General features: G+C 73.9%; 18 protein-coding genes. 11 read left to right on the forward strand and 7 right to left on the reverse strand.

The window, feature by feature from the left end; all coding sequences use genetic code 11:
* The first annotated feature begins 110 nt into the window (after positions 1 to 110).
* On the forward strand, positions 111 to 1,643 hold the full coding sequence (locus PO879_RS01370) for an HNH endonuclease signature motif containing protein (RefSeq protein WP_278237423.1): 1,533 nt from the start codon (positions 111 to 113) through the stop codon (positions 1,641 to 1,643).
* Positions 1,644 to 1,650: 7 nt separating this feature from the next.
* On the opposite strand, the gene PO879_RS01375 is transcribed toward PO879_RS01370, so the two are convergent.
* On the reverse strand, positions 1,651 to 2,307 hold the full coding sequence (locus PO879_RS01375) for a histidine phosphatase family protein (protein WP_278236160.1): 657 nt from the start codon (positions 2,305 to 2,307) through the stop codon (positions 1,651 to 1,653).
* A 97-nt stretch (positions 2,308 to 2,404) separates the two neighbouring features.
* Between PO879_RS01375 and PO879_RS01380 the strand changes: the two genes are divergently transcribed.
* Together PO879_RS01380 and PO879_RS01385 are read left to right on the forward strand one after the other, a co-directional pair.
* Complete coding sequence (locus tag PO879_RS01380; RefSeq protein WP_278236161.1) at positions 2,405 to 2,875, forward strand: NfeD family protein; 471 nt, start codon at positions 2,405 to 2,407, stop codon at positions 2,873 to 2,875.
* A gap of 85 nt (positions 2,876 to 2,960) precedes the next feature.
* Positions 2,961 to 4,418 carry a flotillin family protein gene (locus PO879_RS01385; protein ID WP_278236162.1) on the forward strand — a complete coding sequence of 486 codons (1,458 nt, stop codon included), beginning with the start codon at positions 2,961 to 2,963 and terminating at the stop codon, positions 4,416 to 4,418.
* A gap of 28 nt (positions 4,419 to 4,446) precedes the next feature.
* Here PO879_RS01385 and PO879_RS01390 read toward each other — a convergent pair whose 3' ends face one another.
* A complete protein-coding gene (locus PO879_RS01390) occupies positions 4,447 to 5,037 on the reverse strand; it encodes an RNase H family protein (protein ID WP_278236163.1) in 591 nt (196 codons plus the stop codon).
* A gap of 212 nt (positions 5,038 to 5,249) precedes the next feature.
* Between PO879_RS01390 and PO879_RS01395 the strand changes: the two genes are divergently transcribed.
* The 3 genes from PO879_RS01395 to PO879_RS01405 are packed head-to-tail and all read left to right on the forward strand — an operon-like array spanning position 5,250 to position 7,003.
* Positions 5,250 to 6,338, forward strand: a complete 1,089-nt coding sequence (locus PO879_RS01395; RefSeq protein WP_278236164.1) for a VIT1/CCC1 family protein — start codon at positions 5,250 to 5,252, stop codon at positions 6,336 to 6,338.
* Positions 6,339 to 6,359: 21 nt separating this feature from the next.
* Positions 6,360 to 6,710, forward strand: coding sequence for a GNAT family N-acetyltransferase (locus PO879_RS01400; RefSeq protein ID WP_278236165.1), 351 nt, complete (start codon positions 6,360 to 6,362; stop codon positions 6,708 to 6,710).
* Positions 6,707 to 7,003 carry a GNAT family N-acetyltransferase gene (locus PO879_RS01405; protein ID WP_278236166.1) on the forward strand — a complete coding sequence of 99 codons (297 nt, stop codon included), beginning with the start codon at positions 6,707 to 6,709 and terminating at the stop codon, positions 7,001 to 7,003. The genes PO879_RS01400 and PO879_RS01405 overlap by 4 nt, the downstream gene beginning before the upstream one ends.
* Before the next feature lie 37 nt (positions 7,004 to 7,040).
* Here the strand turns inward: PO879_RS01405 and pgm are convergent, their stop codons facing one another.
* Together pgm and PO879_RS01415 are read right to left on the reverse strand one after the other, a co-directional pair.
* Positions 7,041 to 8,726 carry a phosphoglucomutase (alpha-D-glucose-1,6-bisphosphate-dependent) gene (gene pgm, locus PO879_RS01410; RefSeq protein WP_278236167.1) on the reverse strand — a complete coding sequence of 562 codons (1,686 nt, stop codon included), beginning with the start codon at positions 8,724 to 8,726 and terminating at the stop codon, positions 7,041 to 7,043.
* A 58-nt stretch (positions 8,727 to 8,784) separates the two neighbouring features.
* The gene (locus tag PO879_RS01415; protein WP_278236168.1) at positions 8,785 to 10,386 is read right to left on the reverse strand and encodes a Na+/H+ antiporter NhaC family protein; all 1,602 of its coding nucleotides are present in this window, start codon (positions 10,384 to 10,386) and stop codon (positions 8,785 to 8,787) included.
* A 144-nt stretch (positions 10,387 to 10,530) separates the two neighbouring features.
* Here PO879_RS01415 and PO879_RS01420 point away from each other — a divergent pair, with 144 nt between their 5' ends.
* Together PO879_RS01420 and PO879_RS01425 are read left to right on the forward strand one after the other, a co-directional pair.
* Entirely contained in the window at positions 10,531 to 11,094 is a 564-nt protein-coding gene (locus PO879_RS01420; RefSeq protein ID WP_278236169.1) for a SigE family RNA polymerase sigma factor, read from the forward strand.
* The gene (locus tag PO879_RS01425) at positions 11,091 to 12,434 is read left to right on the forward strand and encodes a hypothetical protein (RefSeq protein WP_278236170.1); all 1,344 of its coding nucleotides are present in this window, start codon (positions 11,091 to 11,093) and stop codon (positions 12,432 to 12,434) included. The genes PO879_RS01420 and PO879_RS01425 overlap by 4 nt, the downstream gene beginning before the upstream one ends.
* Before the next feature lie 37 nt (positions 12,435 to 12,471).
* Here PO879_RS01425 and PO879_RS01430 read toward each other — a convergent pair whose 3' ends face one another.
* Positions 12,472 to 12,663: a hypothetical protein gene (locus PO879_RS01430; protein WP_278236171.1), complete on the reverse strand. Its 192-nt coding sequence runs from the start codon at positions 12,661 to 12,663 to the stop codon at positions 12,472 to 12,474.
* 133 nt (positions 12,664 to 12,796) lie between these two features.
* Here PO879_RS01430 and PO879_RS01435 point away from each other — a divergent pair, with 133 nt between their 5' ends.
* The gene (locus tag PO879_RS01435; RefSeq protein WP_278236172.1) at positions 12,797 to 14,017 is read left to right on the forward strand and encodes an SH3 domain-containing protein; all 1,221 of its coding nucleotides are present in this window, start codon (positions 12,797 to 12,799) and stop codon (positions 14,015 to 14,017) included.
* A gap of 31 nt (positions 14,018 to 14,048) precedes the next feature.
* On the opposite strand, the gene purB is transcribed toward PO879_RS01435, so the two are convergent.
* Positions 14,049 to 15,533, reverse strand: coding sequence for an adenylosuccinate lyase (gene purB, locus PO879_RS01440; RefSeq protein WP_278236173.1), 1,485 nt, complete (start codon positions 15,531 to 15,533; stop codon positions 14,049 to 14,051).
* A gap of 95 nt (positions 15,534 to 15,628) precedes the next feature.
* On the opposite strand from purB, the gene PO879_RS01445 reads away from it, so the two are divergent.
* Complete coding sequence (locus PO879_RS01445; RefSeq protein ID WP_278236174.1) at positions 15,629 to 15,859, forward strand: hypothetical protein; 231 nt, start codon at positions 15,629 to 15,631, stop codon at positions 15,857 to 15,859.
* A complete protein-coding gene (locus tag PO879_RS01450; RefSeq protein WP_278236175.1) occupies positions 15,856 to 17,415 on the forward strand; it encodes a hypothetical protein in 1,560 nt (519 codons plus the stop codon). Before PO879_RS01445 ends, PO879_RS01450 begins: the two co-directional genes overlap by 4 nt.
* Before the next feature lie 16 nt (positions 17,416 to 17,431).
* Here the strand turns inward: PO879_RS01450 and PO879_RS01455 are convergent, their stop codons facing one another.
* Entirely contained in the window at positions 17,432 to 17,824 is a 393-nt protein-coding gene (locus PO879_RS01455) for a phage holin family protein (RefSeq protein WP_278236176.1), read from the reverse strand.
* Positions 17,825 to 17,845 lie beyond the last annotated feature (21 nt).

The raw sequence follows: 17,845 nt of genomic DNA on the forward strand, positions 1-17,845 counted from the left end.
TCGGGCCTCGTCGACCTCGGACCTCGGGGTCCGCTGCGGCCTGTGCCCCGGTCGCAGCGGACCCGGCGCCCGACGCCGGGACCCGGGTGGAGCGTGCCCTCGTGTCGCTCATGGCCCGGTCCGTCGGCGCCGTCGCGGGCGTGATCAGCCCCGTCCGCGGGTCGGCACGGCGCTCCGGACGCGCCCCCGAGCTGTGGTGGGAATCGGCAGCGGTGCCCGCGTCGGTCGGCTCCGTGGCGGTCGACACCGTCGGGGCCGGCACTGTGGCCGAACGATCCGCCGAACCGATGCCTGCGTCGGCCGACGCCCCGCTGCACGCCCTGCTCGACGCACCGCCCGGCCCGGAGGCCGCCCGCGGCCTCGCCGCTCTCGATCCTGCCGACCTCGACGACCTGTCCCTGGTGGAAGCACTGGCCGCATGGGAGCGTCTCGCGGCCTGGGCCCAGGCAGGGTCGGCACGGATGCTCGCCGAGTCCCTGGAGCGGACGAGGGGATCGTCCCGGCACGAGTTCGTCGTCGACGAGGTCGCGGCCCGGCTCGGTCTCAGCCGCGCGGCCGCCGAGCAGCACGTCACGGTCGCCCACGGGGCGCACGCCCTGCCCGAGGTGGCCGACGCCCTGGCCGAGGGCGCCGTGGACCGGCGCAAGGCCGAGGCGCTCGTGGCGACGGGTCGGCTCCCCGACGACCGGCGTCGCGAGGTCGTGCGGGAGCTGCGACCCGAGCTCGAGCACCTCACCGTCCGGCAGATCCGCGACCGGCTCCGCCGTGCGGAGATCGCCGCGGATCCCGAGGGTGCCGCCGAGCGCCACGAGTCCGCCCGGCGCGCCCGGCACGTGACGCTCGAACCGGTCGACGATGCCATGGCCTACCTCACCGCGTACCTGCCCGCGGACGACGCCGCTCGGGCGTTCGCGCGGATCGACGACCAGGCTCGACGTGCGCGGAGCGGGGCGGGGGAGGCTCGCGGCCTCGGCGAGTGCCGAGCCGACGCGATGGTGGGTCTGCTCACCGGAACGGCCGGCAGCACGGACAGCACCGACGTCCCGGACGACGCCCGCGGCCGGGCCGTGCCCTCGAGCCCGGTCGTGCCCGGCGGCGCGCCCGGCACTGCTCGTGTGCACGTGACCGTCGCGGCGTCCACGCTGCTCGGCACCGACGACCTGCCCGCGATCCTCGCCGGCCACGGTCCGATCCCGGCGGCGATGGCTCGCACCCTCGCCACCGACCCGGACGCCGTCTGGCAGCGGATCCTCACCGACCCGGTCACGGGGGTGCTCACCGACACCTCGTCCCGGAGCTACCGACCGGGACGGGCGCTGCGCGCGGCCGTCGTCGCACGGGACGCCACGTGCCGGTTCCCCGGCTGCCAGGTGCCGGCCCGCTACGCCGACCTCGACCACATCGAGCCGTTCGACCCGGCCGACGACCGTGCGCAGACGACCGGGGACAACCTGCACGTGCTGTGCCGCACCCACCACCGCGCCAAGACGGTCGGCGGGTGGGACGTCGTGCGCGACCCGCACTCCGGGGTCACGACCTGGACGTCCCCGAGCGGCCGGCGCTACCGGCGGTCCCCGCATCCGGCCGATCCTGCTGCCGGGTCGCGGGCGGATCCTGGACCCGACCCGCCGGCTCGGTGCTGACCACCTCCTAGAGATCGTCTCCCACGAGGTTCCACGCCTCGATCGTGGGGCGGCCGTGCGCGCTGCCGAGCGCGCAGATCGCCGCGCAGCCGAGCTCGAGGTGGACACCGAACGAGGCGTCGACGTCGAGCCAGCTCGTGGCCAGCACCCGGAGCAGGTGACCGTGGGCGACGACGAGCACGCTGCCGCCTCCGGCGAGGACCGGGCGGGCGCGCGCCAGGAACCGGTCGGTGCGCGCGCGGACCTCGGCCAGCGTCTCCCCGCGAGGTCCGGTCGTGCCGGGGTCGCCCGTGACCGGGTCGACCGGCCCGGGGACGTCCACGCCGTCGTGGAAGATCTCGTACGGGCGTCCCAGGGCCTCGCCCACCTCGGCCGAGGTGCGTCCCTCCACCGGTCCGTAGTCCCACTCGGCCAGGTCGGGGTCGACGACGCCGTCGGTGAAGCCGGCCAGCTCGGCCGTGCGGCGTGCACGGGTCAGGGGCGAGCAGAACACCGCCACCGGCGCCAGCCCGGCCAGCCGCCGTCCCGCGGCACGTGCCTGCTCCTCACCGTCCGGGGTCAGGGGGGCGTCCGTCCGTCCGGTATGACGCCCGGCGAGCGCCCACTCGGTGTCGCCGTGCCGGAGGAGGACGAGCCGGGGCGAGTCCGTCGCGGGGAGGGCCATGGCCCCGATCGTCCCGCATCGCGCCGAGGGTCGCGCCCGGAGGGCGAATTGTGGGAGTCTTCACACGTTTGCCACATCTGCGTCCTGGAGGGCGTCCGTGCTCGTCTTCGCTCTGATCGGTGCCGCCGGTCTCGTCCTGCTCCTGCTGTCGCTCGTCGTCGGGGAGATCCTCGACGTCGGGGACGGTGCCCTGTCCGGGACCTCCCTGGGCGTGGGTGCCGTCGTCTTCGGGGCCGTGGGCTCCGTCGTCACCGTCAACGGGTGGGCCCCGTGGATCGCCTACGTGGCCTCGGCCGTCGTGGGCCTGCTGGCCGTGCTCGTGGCCCAGCTGCTGATCCGACGTCTCAGCGCCACCGAGGACAACGCTCGCGTCGACCTGGTCGGGGTGCAGGGCACGGCCACGACGGACATCTCCCAGTCCTCGGGCGAGGTCGCCCTCGATGCGGTGAGCGAGCTCGAACGTCGTCTGGCGTGGTCGATGGAGCCCATCGCTTCCGGGACCCGCGTCGTCGTCCTCGAGCACCAGCCCAACAGCGTGCGCGTCGGGCCGTACCGACCCGAGGACTGACGCCCCGGCGACGCGCCGAGGACCAGGCCGGACCCCGCACGCCGACCGTCACCACCCGAGAGGAGTCGCGCTCCGGCGCGCCACCATGGACAGCTCCACCAGCTTCGTGACCACCCTCGCCGTGGCCGCCGTCGTTGTCGCCTTCCTGGCGATCGGCGTCTTCGTGGCCCAGCGGATCCGCCGCGTCCCGCCGAACCAGGCCCTCGTCATCGTCGGCCGAGGCGCCGGACGCAAGGACATGGCCGGCCAGAAGGTCGTCATCGGCGGACGCACGTTCGTCTGGCCGATCCTCCAGCAGGGCTTCGCCATCTCGCTCGAGCAGCGCCAGATCGGGATCACCGTCGAGGGCGTCGACTCGAACCGCATCAAGATCGCCATCAAGGCGTCCATCAACTTCAAGGTCCGCGGTGACGACGAGGGCGTGCGCCGTGCCGCGCAGCGCTTCCTGTCCCAGCAGGAGCTCCTCACCGAGATCATCGCCGAGTCCCTCGAGGGCTCGCTCCGCTCGATCGTCGGCGACATGTCGATCGAGGAGATCATCTCCGACCGCAAGGGTCTGTCGGACCGCGTCGTGGAGTCCACCAAGCGGGACCTGGCCGAGCAGGGGCTGCAGGTCGACATCCTCAACATCTCCGACATATCGACGCCCGGTTCGGACTATCTGGAGAACCTCGGTCGTGCCGAGTCGGCCCGCGCGCTGCAGGTGGCCGAGGTGTCCGAGGCCGAGGCGCGCCGCGCCTCGGAGTTCGCGGCCATCGAGGCGGCCGAGCAGATCGCCGAGCGGCAGAAGGCCCTCGACCTGAAGAAGTCCGCGATCCAGGCCGACACGGACAAGGCCCAGGCGGAGGCCGAGGCGGCCGGACAGCTCGCCCGGGCCGAGCAGGACCGCATCGTCGCCCTCCAGGAGCGTGAGGCGCTGTCGGAGAAGGCCCGTGTCGAGCAGGAGCGCCTCGACATCGAGGTGCGCAAGCCGGCCGAGGCCCAGGCCTACGCCGAGGTCCAGGAGGCGACCGCGCGACGCGACTCGCAGAACGCCGCCACGGAGGCCGAGGCGTTCAAGCGGACCACCATCGCCGAGGCGAACAAGTCCGCCGCGATCCAGGACGCCGAGGCGGCCGCGGAGGCCGTGCGCCGTGCCGGTGAGGCCGACCGCGACAAGCAGGTCGCGCTCGCCGCGGGTATCCGCGCCGAGGGCGAGGCCCGCGCCGCCGCGACCGAGGCCGAGGGCCGTGCGGAGGCGTCCGCCACCGACGCCAAGGCCGAGGCGCTCAAGAAGTACGGCGAGGCCGCGCTCGTCCAGGAGCTCATCGAGCGCCTGCCGGAGATCGTGCGGGCCGCGGCGGAGCCGATGGCCTCGATCCAGGGGATGACGGTCGTGTCCACCGACGGGGCGTCCGCGGTGACCAAGAACGTCAGCAGCGTGCTCGGCGAGGGCCAGGCGGTCGTCAAGGAGCTGACCGGCATCGACCTCAATAAGTTCCTCAGCGGGCTGGCCGACCAGCAGGAGCGGGGCACGTCGGTGGCTGCGTCCAACGGCGGCTGAGCTCACGAGCCGGGACGCTCGGCCCCCGTCAGTCGAACAGGGTGCCGAGCTCCCAGCCCGGGCCGCTCGTCGGCGTCGACGACGCACGTCGCGCGCCGACCGGCTCGGGCTCGGGGCCGTCCACGGGACCGTGCGACGTCTCGCGGGCCGCGGAGTCGTCCAGGAGCAGCCCGTCGAGCTCGCCGCGCCCGGCCGCCCAGTCCTGGGCCGCCAGCTCGGCGAGCTCGCGCGCACGGGTGGTGAAGGGGCTGTCGACGTGGCCCCGGACCCAGCGGAACCGGACCGGCCCCGGGCGTGCGGAGATCGCCTCGTCGAGCGCCTGGACGGCGTCGCGGTGCGGGACCTCCTCGCCGGAGGCCGTCCGCCACGCGTGCGCCTTCCAGCCCTCCAGCCACTCGGAGGCGCACCGGATCGCCCACTGCGACCCCGACTCGACGAACAGGGGCTCGTCGCCCGGGTGGGCCTCGACGGCGTGGCGCAGCGCGGTCAGCTCGGCGACCTGCGCCGTCCCGTCGGCGGCGCCGCCGGAGTCGAAGCGGCCGGAGCCATGGGCGACCCATGCCCAGCCGATCGCGTCGCCGTCGGTCGGGCAGGAGCCGTCGGTGCTGACAATGATCACGCCGGTGTCCCTCGGAGTCCGCGGATGCTGTCGCGTGTCGGGCGACGGGTTCCATTGTGCCTTCTCCCGGTGACATCCAGGTGAATCCTCCGGGTGCGGATCTGCGGGCGTCCGGCTCGCGGAGGTCCGCAACCCTCCCGGGCGGTCCCGGCAACCGTCGGCGGCGACCACCGGAACGCACGGACCGCCGTCGGACGCCATGATGGTGCCCCATGGACGCGACCACGCCTGCCCGCACGCCGGCCGAGATCCGCCGGTGGCGACGCTACCTCGCCGCCGAGCGCGCCGAGGCCGCCGTCTACCGCGACCTCGCCTCGCGGCGCACCGGCGAGGATCGCGAGATCCTGCTCGCCCTCGCGGCGGCCGAGAAGCGGCACGAGCAGCACTGGCTGGACCTGCTCGGCGACGACGTCGGCATGCCGCTCCAGGGCGACCTGCGCACCCGGACGCTGGCCTTCCTGGCGCGCCGGCTGGGCGGGGTCTTCGTGCTGGCGCTCGTGCAGCGCGCCGAGTCGCGGTCCAGCTACGCCGACGACGACCACGCCACCGCGCAGATGGCCGCCGACGAGCAGATCCACGAGGAGGTCGTGCGCAGCCTGGCGACCCGCGGCCGCAACCGGCTCTCCGGCTCCTTCCGCGCCGCCGTCTTCGGGGCGAACGACGGCCTCGTGTCCAACCTCGCGCTCGTGCTCGGCATCGGCGCCGCCGGCGTGACGACCGGGACCGTGCTGCTGACCGGCCTGGCCGGACTGCTCGCCGGCGCCCTGTCCATGGGCGCCGGAGAGTACGTGTCGGTGCGCTCCCAGCGCGAGCTGCTGCAGGCCTCGACGCCGGACCCCTCGGCGACCGACGCGCTGCCGGATCTGGACGTCGACGCCAACGAGCTGGCGCTCGTCTACCGGGCGCGCGGGATGGAGGCGTCCGAGGCGGAGGCCCGTGCCGACCGCGTGCTGGCACGGCTGGAGGCCACCGGCGTGGTCGAGGGCATCGTCGACGACGCCGAGCCCGACGACCACGAGACGCACGGCACCGCCTGGGGCGCGGCGGTGTCCAGCTTCTTCTTCTTCGCCTCCGGCGCGATCGTGCCGGTCCTGCCGTACCTGGTCGGGCTCACGGGCACCGTCGCCGTGCTGGTCGCCAGCGTGCTCGTCGGCGTGTGCCTGATCGTCACCGGTGCGGTGACGGGGCTGCTGTCGGGGACGTCGCCGATCACCCGGGCGGTGCGTCAGCTGCTCATCGGCTTCGGCGCCGCCGGTGCCACCTACCTGCTCGGCCTGGCGTTCGGCACGAGCGTCGCCTGACGAAGGAGTAGATTGCCTCGGGTGTCATCCCCAGTCGACGTGGACATCCACCACGACCCCGAGCACGGACGGTACGAGGCACGGATCGCCGGTCCCCCGGGTTCGGCCGCGGAGGACGCGCACGCGATCGGCGTCCTGCGCTACCACCGCGAGGGCGACGTCGTGGTGATCCCCGGGACCGTCGTCGTCCCCGAGCACCGCGGTCACGGGGTCGCCGACGCCCTGGTCCGGCGCGCGCTGGACGACGTCGCCGCCGCGGGAGCGACGGTGCGACCGGACTGCTGGTTCGTCGAGACGTGGCTGCGGCACCACCCCGACTACCAGCACCTGCGGTGGCCGCAGGACTCGTCCGGCGGCAGCATGGACGCATGACCGACACCCCTGCCGTGACCGTCCGCGACGACCCGGAGCGGGGCGTCTTCCTGGCCGTGCTCGACGACGGCACCGAGGCCGGCGGGGCGTACTACCGCCACGCCGACGGCGTCGTGACCTTCACGCACACCGAGGTGCCCTCCGACTACGAGGGCCAGGGCGTCGGGTCCACGCTCGCCCGCGGTGCCCTGGACGCCGTGCGCGAGCGCGGCGAACGGGTCGTGGCGGAGTGCCCGTTCATCAAGGCCTACGTCGAACGGCACCCCGAGTACCAGGACCTGCTCGCCGCGTAGTCCCGCTGCGGGCCGGACCGGCCCGCAGCGGCGACGGTCAGGACAGTGCGTCGGAGACGACCTGCTTCGCCTCGGCCTGCACCTCGGCCAGGTGGTCGGCGGACACGAACGACTCGGCGTAGATCTTGTAGACGTCCTCGGTGCCCGAGGGGCGGGCCGCGAACCAGGCGTCCGACGTCGTGACCTTCAGCCCGCCGATCGCCGCCCCGTTGCCGGGAGCCTCGGTGAGCTTGGCGGTGATGTCCTGGCCGGCGAGGCTGGTCGAGGCGACCTGGTCGGGGGAGAGTGCGCCGAGCCTGGCCTTCTCCTCGCGGGACGCGGGGGCGTCGACCCGGGCGTACCAGGACTCCCCGTACCGCGCGACGAGGTCGGCGTGGTGCTCCGAGGGCGTCCGGCCGGTCGTGGCGATGATCTCCGAGGCCAGCAGGGCCAGCAGGATGCCGTCCTTGTCCGTGGACCAGACGCGGCCGTCGCGGCGCAGGAACGACGCGCCGGCCGACTCCTCGCCGCCGAACCCGACCGCGCCGGTCAGCAGCCCGGGCACGAACCACTTGAACCCGACCGGCACCTCGACGAGGCGGCGGTCCAGGCCGGCCGCCACGCGGTCGATCAGCGCGCTGGACACCAGGGTCTTGCCGACGGCGGCCGTCGACGGCCAGTCCGGCCGCGCACCGCCGTACAGGTACTGGATCGCGACCGCGAGGTAGTGGTTCGGGTTCATCAGCCCGGCGTCCGGGGTGACGATGCCGTGGCGGTCCGCGTCCGCGTCGTTGCCGGTCGCGACGTCGTACGGCGCGCTGCCGCCGTCCTCCGGGCGCATGGCCTGCACGAGCGAGGCCATCGCGTGCGGGGACGAGCAGTCCATGCGGATCTTGCCGTCCCAGTCCAGGGTCATGAACGCCCAGCGCGGGTCGACCTGCGGGTTCACGACCGTCAGGTCCAGGCCGTACCGTTCGCCGATCTCGCCCCAGTAGTCCACCGAGGCTCCGCCCAGCGGGTCGGCGCCGATGCGGACGCCGGACTCACGGATGGCGTCCAGGTCGAGCACGTTGGCGAGGTCGTCGACGTAGGTCGACAGGTAGTCGTGCCGGTGCGTCGTCGAGGCGGCCACCGCGACGTCGAGTGACACCCGGTGGACCCGGGAGAGGCCTCCGGCCCGCAGCAGGTCGTTGGCGCGGTCGGCGATCCAGCGGGTCGCCTCGGAGTCCGCGGGACCGCCGTGCGGCGGGTTGTACTTGAAGCCGCCGTCGCGCGGCGGGTTGTGCGACGGCGTCACGACGATGCCGTCCGCCTGCCCCGGACCCGAGGTCCGCACCCCGCCCTCGGCGGCCGCGCCGTTGTGGATGAGGATCGACTGCGACACCGCCGGGGTCGGGGTGTACGCGTCGCGCGCGTCGATCATCACCGTGACGCCGGCCCCCGCGAGCACCTCCATGGCGGTCTGCCACGCCGGCAGGGACAGCGCGTGCGTGTCCCGGCCGAGGAACAGGGGCCCGTCGATGCCCTCGAGCGCGCGGTACTCGACGATCGCCTGCGTGATCGTGGCGATGTGGGCCTCGTTGAAGGCGCCGTCGAGGGAGGACCCGCGGTGCCCGGACGTGCCGAACACGACCTGCTGGGCCGGGTCGTCGACGTCGGGCTTGCGGTCGTAGTAGGCGCCGACCACCTGGTCGACGTCGATGAGGTCGTCGGGCTGGGCCACCTGGCCGGCGCGGGGATCCATGCTTCGATCTTGCCAGCAGGGGCGCGGTGTGTCTCCCCTGGACGGCGGGTAAGACGGGTCAGGACTCCTCGACGCGGCCACGGGCCGGTGCGTCCGTCTCGACGGGCCGCCGCAGCGCCCGGGTGACCAGCACCAGCGCGAGGAGCACCACGAGCGTCACGAGGAGCCCGAGGGCGGTCCCGGCCCCGAGGGCGATCGCGACGTAGCCGGTCAGCGCCGCCACGGCCGCGCCGCCGGCGTACGGCAGCTGGGTCAGCACGTGCGTGATGACGTTCGCCCCGGCGCCGGTGGAGGACAGGATGGTCGTGTCGGAGATCGGCGAGCTGTGGTCGCCGAGGACGGCGCCTGCCAGCACGGCGCCGAGGGCCGGCAGCAGCAGGTCCGGCTCGCCCAGGCTGTTCATGATGCCGCCCACCAGGGGCAGCAGGAGGGCGAACGAGCCCCACGAGGTGCCGGTGGCGAAAGCCATCGCCGCCGCCAGCACGAACACGACCGGCACCAGCCAGGAGGCCGCCAGGTTCGCGTCCTCGACGAGGCCGCCCAGGTAGGCACCGGTGCCGAGCTGGTCGATGAGGCCGGTGAGCATCCAGGCCAGGACGAGGATGCTCACGGCCGGCCACATGGAGCGCAGGCCCTCGACCCAGCCCCGGCCGAAGTGCCGGGCCGCGAACGCCGGGTTCGGGCCCGTGTAGCGCAGGTAGTAGAAGACGGCGGCGGCCAGACCGAGCACGCCGCCGACGAGCAGCGCCGCGCTCGTGTCCGTCGCGGCGAGGATCTCCACGGGGTCCCAGGTGCCGGCCGCGGCGTACCCGGTCCACACGATGCCGGCGAAGACACCGACGACCAGCAGCACGAACGGGACCACGAGCGCCCGCTTGGCACCGGGGTGGTGGACGGGCAGGTCCTCGGCGAGTCGGCCGGGGATGTCGTCGTCGGGGTCGAACGGCTGGTCCTCGTGGACGGCGCGGTGCTCCTCGCGGCGCATGGGGCCGACGTCGAGCCGCAGCAGGACGGCGAGCCACACGGTCACCGCTGCGGCGATCGCGTAGTAGTTCGCGGCGGCCGCGCCGAGGAACGCCTGCACGCTGGAGGCCGTGATCGCCGAGGCCGCGACGATCGGGGCGAGGATCCCCATGATGTAGGCGCCCCAGCTCGAGAACGGCGCGAGCACCGCGACCGGCGCCGACGTCGAGTCGATGATGTACGCCAGCTTGGCCCGCGAGACGCGGTGGCGGTCCGTGACCGGGCGCGAGGCCTGCCCCACGGCGAGCGCGTTGAAGTAGTCGTCGATGAAGATGACGATGCCCATGATCGCCGGGAGCAGCTGGGCGCCTCGTCGGGTCCGGATGCGTACGACGGCCCAGTCGGCGAAGGCCTTGGTCCCGCCCGACATCATGATCAGGGCCGCGATCACGCCGAGGACCAGCGTGAACACCAGGATGTAGACGTACCAGGTGTTCACCGCGCCGTCGACCCAGAAGATGACGGCGAAGGACTCCCCGACCAGCCGCAGCGTCTCCAGCGGGTTCAGGTCGGCCACCAGCAGGGCGGCCGCCAGGACGCCGGCGCCGAGGCTCAGCAGCACTCTCTTGGTGAGGATCACCAGGGCGATGGCCAGCACCGGTGGGACGAGCGTCAGGATCGGGTAGTTCTCGAGCACGACGTCTCCTCGCGGCCGGATGGCACGACGCTAGGGCCACGGGGCGCATCCGGCATCCCGACGGGACGAGCACGGCCGATCAGGCAACCCTGGCCGGGCCCGGTCCGTGTTCCCGGTGTGACTGCCGTGCGAGAGGATCCGTCCGTGCCCGAGCCATGGACCCCGGTGGTCGTCGCGCGACCCGGAGAGCGGAGCAGCCGCGACGCCGAGTTCACGGCGTTCATGGCGGAGGCCGAACCCGTGCTGGGCCGCACCGCCTACCTGCTCACCGGCAACCGGCACCGCGCCGAGGAGCTCGTGCAGCAGGCGCTGGTGCGGACCTACGTCGCCTGGCCACGGGCGCGGTCCCGCGACCCGCTCGCCTATGCCCGACGTGTGCTGGCCAACGCGCGGATCGACACGTGGCGGAAGCATCGTCGCGAGGTCCTGCTCGCTCCCGACGACCTGCCGCACGGGCGGCACGGCGGAGCGGACGGCGGGCACGCGGAGCGTGACCTGCTCGTGCGTGCCCTTGCCCGGCTGCCGGAGCAGCGCCGCCGTGTCGTCGTCCTGCGCTACCTCGTCGACCTGGGGGAGCGGGAGGTCGCCGAGGACCTCGGGATCAGCGTCGGCGCGGTCAAGTCCGCGGCGTCGCGAGGACTCGCGCAGCTGAGAGGCGTGCTGGACGCGAACGCAGGGACGACGGCGGAGACGGAGGGCGCGCGATGAACGACGAGCAGCTGATCGAGACGATGCGGGCGATGTCGTCGTCGACGCCCGCCGTCCGGGTCGACCGGGAACGGGTGCTCGCCCGGGGACGCCGCCGGCGGACGGTGCGTGCGGCGGGGATCGCGGGGGCGGCCGGGATGCTGTGCACCGGTCTGGTCGTCGGTGCGCTGGCCTGGCAGGTCCCGGACGGGGGGCCGACCCCGGTCCCGGCTCCCGCCGCCTCGACGTCCGCGCCGGAGCCGGAGTCCGACTCGTCGGCCGACACCGCGGAGGAGCCGACCTCGTGGGAGACGTACCCGGCGTCGCCGGACGACGGGGAGCACGGGGTCGTCGACCACGAGCACGGCACGATCCGGCTGCCGGAGGACGACTGGGTGCTGACGGCGGCGGAGCAGGCCGTGGTCGACACCGCCCAGCAGTACCTGCAGATCGAGTGCCTCACGGACCTGGGGCTCGGGGACGAGGTCGAGTTCGTCGGCCCGGTGCCTCCCTACGACGAGCGCCGGCGCGGCCTCGGCCTCTGGTCCGAAGAGGACCTCGAGCGGGACTACGACGTGGTCGTGGACCGCGGCGCGTTCTGGTTCGGGTACCAGGACGACGACCCCCGTCTGAACGACACCACGGTGTCCGGCGACGACCCGTCCGTGCCGGCGGCACGGTGGCAGGGCTGCTCCGACGAGGCCGAGAGCCGACTGCGGGGGATGAGTCCGCAGCAGTGGCGTGAGTCCGCGTGGTCCGCGGGCACCGGTGGCCGGCCGGACCTGGCCGTGTATCTCGGGACCTCGTTCCGGACCGAGGAGACCATGCAGAACCTCGAGCCGGACGTGCGTCGGGTCGCTCGTCAGGCCCGCGAGATCGTCGTCGAGTGGGAGCAGTGCATCGCGTCCGAGGGGCTGAGGGCGACCGACGCCCAGGCGATGGTCCCGGACGGTCTGCACGACTTCGAGGCCGGGTACACCCGCGAGCAGCGTCAGGTGCGGGCGGACATCGCCGAGTGGGTGGCCGAGCGCGAGGCGGCCGCCGAACCGCAGCGTGCTCCGGCCGAGTGGCCGCCACCGGAGCTGGGGTACTCCGCCGAGGAGACGGCGTTCCTCGACGAGCCCGAGCCGCTTCCTGTGCTCGTCGGGACCGCCGAGGAGCGCCAGCGCGTGGCCGAGGTCGACATCCGCTGCAAGCAGACCCTCGGCACGGTGCAGCGGCTCGCGGACCTCGACGCCGCGGTACAGGTCGAGTACATCGCCGACAACCCGGAGTACTTCGAGAGCCGCCGCGAGATCAGCCGCCGGATGCTGGCCAACGCGCAGGACGTCCTCGCCCGGGCCGGCGTCGAGATGCCGTGAGGGCTCCGGACGGCGCGTCCGTCCGGACGCTCACGGATCAGCCGGCGTCGAACCGGTCGTGCTCGTCGGTCTCCTCGTAGCCCGCGTCCACCTCGACCTGAGGTCCCTTGAACCGCGGGTCCGTCACCGTCGGTTCGTGGGCCAGCAGCAGCCGTGCGAACGCGTTGGGCGGGATGTGTCGGGCGGGCCGGTCGTGCCGCGGCTCCTGCTCCGGCGCGTGGGTCGTCATCGTCGCCTCCTTTGCCGGTCCCTTCCAGACTAGGCCCGCGAGGCGCCTGGGCGCGCGTGGTTGCGCAGAGCGACTTACCGTGCTCGAGGCGGGCGTCCCGATCCGTCACCGACGAGGCGACGGAGACGGTCGCATGGTCCAGCTCAGCAGTCTCTCGCGCAGGAGTGCCGCCCTGCTGCTCGCAGCCGCCGTCGTGCTGGCGCCCGCCGCGGTGGACGTCGCGGTGGCACCTCCCGCCGACGCCGCCGCGAGGCCGGTGGCGGCTCCGCTGAAGAACGACACCTACGTGCTGTCCTCGTACTACGGCCCGCGGTGCATGCCGGTGCGTTCGGCCTCGGCGTTCCACCGGGGCCAGGACCTGGGGGCCGCCCGCGGCACCGACGTCCGGGCCGTGGCCCGGGGAACGGTGCGGCGCGCCGGCGCCGTGCGTGGCTTCGGTCAGTGGGTCGTCGTCGACCACACGATCGACGGCGTGCGGTTCTCCTCCCTGTACGCGCACCTGATCGACGGCGACCGGCGCGTGAAGGCAGGTCAGCGGGTCAGCAAGGGACAGCACATCGGCGACGTCGGCTCGACGGGCACGTCGACCAGCCCCCACCTGCACCTGGAGATCTGGCGCGGGGGCTACGGCACCGGCCGGACCGTCGACCCCCTGCGGTTCCTCGAGAGACGGGGCATCGACCTGACGACGAGGTCGATCCGCAACTACTCCCGGTCGGTGCCTTCGTCCTGCCGGTACTACACCGCCGCCAAGGTCAACTTCCGCACCGGCCCCGGGACGGGGTACCGGGTGATCCGCGAGCTGCAGTCCAACGTGACCCTCGGGGCGCTGCCCGGTGACGAGTCGGGCGTCTGGCGCAAGGTCACCCGCTCCGGGCGCACCGGGTGGATCCACCGCGACTACGTCTCCCCGGGCTACACGTCCCAGGGGACCCGCTACGTCCTGGCCGGGTCGCTCAACCTGCGTTCGGGGCCCTCGACGTCGCACCGGGTCAAGCGTGCTCTGCCCCACGACGCGAAGGTCGCCCTGCTGCGCACCGGATACCGCAACGGCGTGTGGCAGCGGGTCCGCCACGGCGGCACCAACGGCTGGGTGTCGGCGCGCTACCTGGCCCTGAACCGCGACGGGGCCCGCATCGTGCCGAAGTCGTCGGGACGCACGTACGCCTGGGTCGACACCAGCACGCTCAACCTGCGGTCCGGCCCCTCGGCCTCCGACCGGGTGCGGCTGAAGCTCCGTCGCGACGAACGCGTGCGCCAGCTGGAGCGGGTCAGGGACGGCTGGGTGAAGGTGCGCCACGACGGCAGGACGGGCTACGTGGCAGCGCGCTACCTGACCTCGTCCCGGCCCTGACGACCGGGCCCGTACCGACCCGGCACGCGGCTCAGTCCAGGTAGTCGTCCACGAGCCGCGCCGCGATGCCCGTGTACGCCGCCGGGGTGAGCTCGGCCAGCCGCGCCGCGACGTCGTCGGGCAGCCCGAGACCGCCGACGAACTCGCGCATGCGCTCCTGGTCGACCCGGTTCCCGCGGGTGAGCTCCTTGAGGCGCTCGTACGGGTTCTCCATGCCCTCGACGCCGGCCACGGACGCCGCGCGCATCGCCGACTGCACGGGCTCGCCCAGGACCTCCCAGTTCTCGTCGAGGTCGGCGGCCATGAGGTCGGCGTTGACGGCGAGCGCCTGCAGACCGCGGCGCACGTTGTCGATGGCGAGCAGCGAGTGGCCGAACGCGGGACCGATGTTGCGCTGCGTCGTGGAGTCCGTCAGGTCGCGCTGCAGGCGGCTCGTCACGAGCGTGGCGCTGAGCGTGTCGAGGAGCGAGCAGGAGATCTCGAGGTTCGCCTCGGCGTTCTCGAACCGGATCGGGTTGACCTTGTGCGGCATCGTCGAGGACCCCGTGGCCCCCGCGACGGGGATCTGGGTGAAGAAGCCCATCGAGATGTACGTCCACACGTCGGTGGCCAGGTTGTGCAGGATCCGGTTGAACCGCGCGACGTCCGCGTAGACCTCGGCCTGCCAGTCGTGGGACTCGATCTGCGTCGTCAGCGGGTTCCAGGTCAGCCCGAGGTGCTCGACGAACCCGCGCGAGACCGCCGGCCAGTCGGCGTCCGGGACGGCGACCGTGTGCGCGCCGAAGGTGCCGGTGGCGCCGTTGAGCTTGCCGAGGAACTCGGCCCCCTCGATGCGGCGCAGCTGGCGGCGCAGGCGGTGCGTGAGCACCGCGAGCTCCTTGCCCATCGTGGTCGGGGTGGCCGGCTGGCCGTGGGTGCGGCTCAGCATCGGCACCTCGGCGTGCTCGCGGGCCATGTCGGCGAGCTGGTCGGCCAGCGCGGTGGCGGCCGGGAGCCACACCTCGGTGACGGCGTCGCGCACCATGAGCGCGTAGGACAGGTTGTTGACGTCCTCGGAGGTGCAGGCGAAGTGCACCAGCTCGCTCACGGCGGGCAGGTTCGTCTCCCCGAGGACCTCGGGGGCGTCGGCGATGCGGCGCTTGATGAAGTACTCGACCGCCTTGACGTCGTGCACCGTCTCGCGCTCGATGGCGCCGAGCTCGGCGATCTCCGTGGCGCCGAACGTCGCGGGGATCGCGCGCAGGTAGGTGATCTCGGTGTCGGTCAGCGTCGGGGCGCCGGGCACCACGGGGCCGCGGACGACACCCTGGGCGGACTCGGTGCCGTTGCACAGCGTGATCAGCCACTCGACCTCGACGTGCAGGCGCTCGCGGTTCAGGGCCGCCTCGCTGAGGTGGTCGACCAGCGGGCCGACGGCGGAGCGGTAGCGGCCGTCGAGAGGGCCGAGGGCGATCGGCGGGGTGACGTCGGCCAGGGACACACGGGTGGGCTGCGCAGTGGAGGTCACGCCCGGCATTCTCCCACGGGCGCCCTCCACCCCCAGGGGTGGGTGTCCACAGTGCGGGCGACGGGGCGGACGACGGTGCGGCGACCGCCCCTAGCGTCCCCGGCATGCCCCTGCACACCTCCGACGTGGCCGACGCCGTGGCCCGGCTCCGTGACGCCCGTCGTCGTCTCGCCGACGCCGTGGCGACCCTGCACGTGGCCCGGGGCCCGGGCTGGGACTCGCCCGCGGCGGACGCGTGCCGAGAGGCCGTGGCCGAACGGCTCGCCGCGCTCGACACCGACCGCGGGACCGTGGACCAGGCCGTGCACCTCGTCGACGGGTGCCTCGGTCCGTGAGCCGCGACCCCCGGGACACGCTGCGCATCGTCGGCGGCGCCGTCGTCACCCGCGTCGACGCCGGGTCCGTGCGCGCCGCCGCGGGCCGGCTGGCCGACGCGGCGGCCTCGTTGCACGCGGCCGCCGGCGACTGCGTCCGCGCAGGCCGTGCGCTGGAGCGTGCGCGGTGGGCTCCGGCGCCGCTCGGGGAGACGGACCCCGGCCACTCCGCTCGGCTGGCCCGGGCCGGTGCGCTCGCCGACGACGCCGCGGCGGCGCTCGGGGGGCGGGCCGACGAGTGCGCACTGCTCGGTGAGCGGCTGCTGCGTGCCGCCGGGCTGTACGAGTACACCGAGTCGCTGGCCGAACGGGTGCTCGGTGCGGGTGTGACCGGTGCGGCCGGTCTGCTGGGGCTCGGCGTGACCGGGTTCCTGCGGACGCCCGCCGGGCGGCCCCTCCTGCTGACCGGGGCGGCGGGTCTGGTCGGGCTGTCCGCCCTCGCGCCCGACCCGGACGCCCCGCGCCCGGCACCGCGGGCCGTGTCGCACGGTGCGCCCGACCCGGTCGGGGACGCCGACGGGCCGGGAGGTTCCGTGCTGCGCACCGTCGCGCCGGTCGTCGACGAGGCGCTGACCGGCCTGGGCGTCGGGGTGGCGCTCGGTGCCCCGGGGCTGTCCGGCGGCGACTTCTCGGTCACCGGGGGAGCGAGCGTGCTGTCGAGGGCCGTCGAGGCGGTGCTCGGGACCCGTGCGGTGCTCGTCGACGCCGTCGACCCGGCCGCGTTCGCCGGTGGCCCGCCGGACCGGGACGGCCGCCCCGCCGGGAGCGTCGCGGAGGCGCTGGCCCGCACGGCGGACCTCTACCCGCACGGCAGCGGGATCCCGGGACGGCCGGCCCCCGGGCCCCCGCCCGGGACGATCGCAGTCGAGCGGGTCACCCGCGCCGACGGCAGCGTCTCCTGGACGGTGCTGATCCCGGGCACCCAGGCCCTGCTGTCCCCGCGCAACCCCTTCGACGTCGACACCGACCTCGACCTCGTGGCGCGACGGGCGGCCGACGTCGCCGAGGGCGTCGGGCAGGCGCTGGCGGCCGCCGGGGCCGGGGAGGACGAGCCGGTCGTGCTGGTCGGGCACTCGCTCGGCGGGATCGCCGCGGTGTCGCTTGCCGCGTCGCCGGCGTTCCGGCGGCGGCACCCGGTGGGCGGAGTCGTCACCGCCGGCGCCCCGACGGCGACCTTCCGCACGCCGCCGGGGGTGCCGGTGCTGCACCTGGAGAACACCGAGGAGCTCGTCTCGCCGCTGGACGGTCGCTCCAGCACCGAGAACCCGGCCACGGCGGACCGGGTCACCGTCGGGCGCGACCTGGCGGACTCCCGGGACCCGGCCGACCGGACGGCGTCGGGCGGCGTCGCCGCGGCGCACTCCGTCCGCACCCACCTGCGCACGCTGGCGCACGCGCGGGACGCGGGCAGCGTCCAGGCCGCCTCGGTCACCGGCCGGCTCGACCGTCTCCTGGACGGCGAGCGGGCCGAGACCCGCTACTACCGTCTCCGGCGCGCCCGCGCCGGGGACGGGTGAGGCACGGCCTCGGGTGTCAGCTCTTGTCGCCGGGGACGACCCAGCCGATGACGGTCTGCAGGATCGCCAGGATCAGCGCGATCCACAGGTACCACCAGAAGCCGCCCTCGATCTCCAGGCCCCAGTTGCCGAGCCAGTTCTGGCTGGTCAGCCACTCCGTGAGCCACAGCATCCCGGCGTTGATGATCAGGTAGAACAGCCCGAGGGTGAGGATCAGCAGCGGGATCGACACGATGCTGACGATCGGCTTCACGATCGAGCTCACCAGCGTGAAGATCAGCCCCACGCCGACGATGGCGAGGACGCGCCCGAGGACGTCGTCACCGCCGAAGATCTCGAAGCTGTCGAAGATCAGGTCGCAGATCCACAGGGCCAGCGACGTCACGACGAGACGTGCGATGAAGTTCATGGCGGTCATCGTGGCAGGTCT

The sequence above is a fragment of the Isoptericola sp. AK164 genome, from assembly GCF_029643425.1.
Taxonomy (GTDB): Bacteria; Actinomycetota; Actinomycetes; order Actinomycetales; family Cellulomonadaceae; genus Isoptericola; species Isoptericola haloaureus.

Coding starts and splice junctions, on each gene's coding strand:
- PO879_RS01430 (WP_278236171.1), bottom strand. CDS start 12,663: ATGACGACCCACGCGCCGGAGCAGGAGCCGCGGCACGACCGGCCCGCC.
- PO879_RS01405 (WP_278236166.1), top strand. CDS start 6,707: ATGACCGACACCCCTGCCGTGACCGTCCGCGACGACCCGGAGCGGGGC.
- PO879_RS01370 (WP_278237423.1), top strand. CDS start 111: ATGGCCCGGTCCGTCGGCGCCGTCGCGGGCGTGATCAGCCCCGTCCGC.
- PO879_RS01385 (WP_278236162.1), top strand. CDS start 2,961: ATGGACAGCTCCACCAGCTTCGTGACCACCCTCGCCGTGGCCGCCGTC.
- PO879_RS01435 (WP_278236172.1), top strand. CDS start 12,797: ATGGTCCAGCTCAGCAGTCTCTCGCGCAGGAGTGCCGCCCTGCTGCTC.
- PO879_RS01395 (WP_278236164.1), top strand. CDS start 5,250: ATGGACGCGACCACGCCTGCCCGCACGCCGGCCGAGATCCGCCGGTGG.
- purB (WP_278236173.1), bottom strand. CDS start 15,533: ATGCCGGGCGTGACCTCCACTGCGCAGCCCACCCGTGTGTCCCTGGCC.
- pgm (WP_278236167.1), bottom strand. CDS start 8,726: ATGGATCCCCGCGCCGGCCAGGTGGCCCAGCCCGACGACCTCATCGAC.
- PO879_RS01425 (WP_278236170.1), top strand. CDS start 11,091: ATGAACGACGAGCAGCTGATCGAGACGATGCGGGCGATGTCGTCGTCG.
- PO879_RS01455 (WP_278236176.1), bottom strand. CDS start 17,824: ATGAACTTCATCGCACGTCTCGTCGTGACGTCGCTGGCCCTGTGGATC.
- PO879_RS01375 (WP_278236160.1), bottom strand. CDS start 2,307: ATGGCCCTCCCCGCGACGGACTCGCCCCGGCTCGTCCTCCTCCGGCAC.
- PO879_RS01445 (WP_278236174.1), top strand. CDS start 15,629: ATGCCCCTGCACACCTCCGACGTGGCCGACGCCGTGGCCCGGCTCCGT.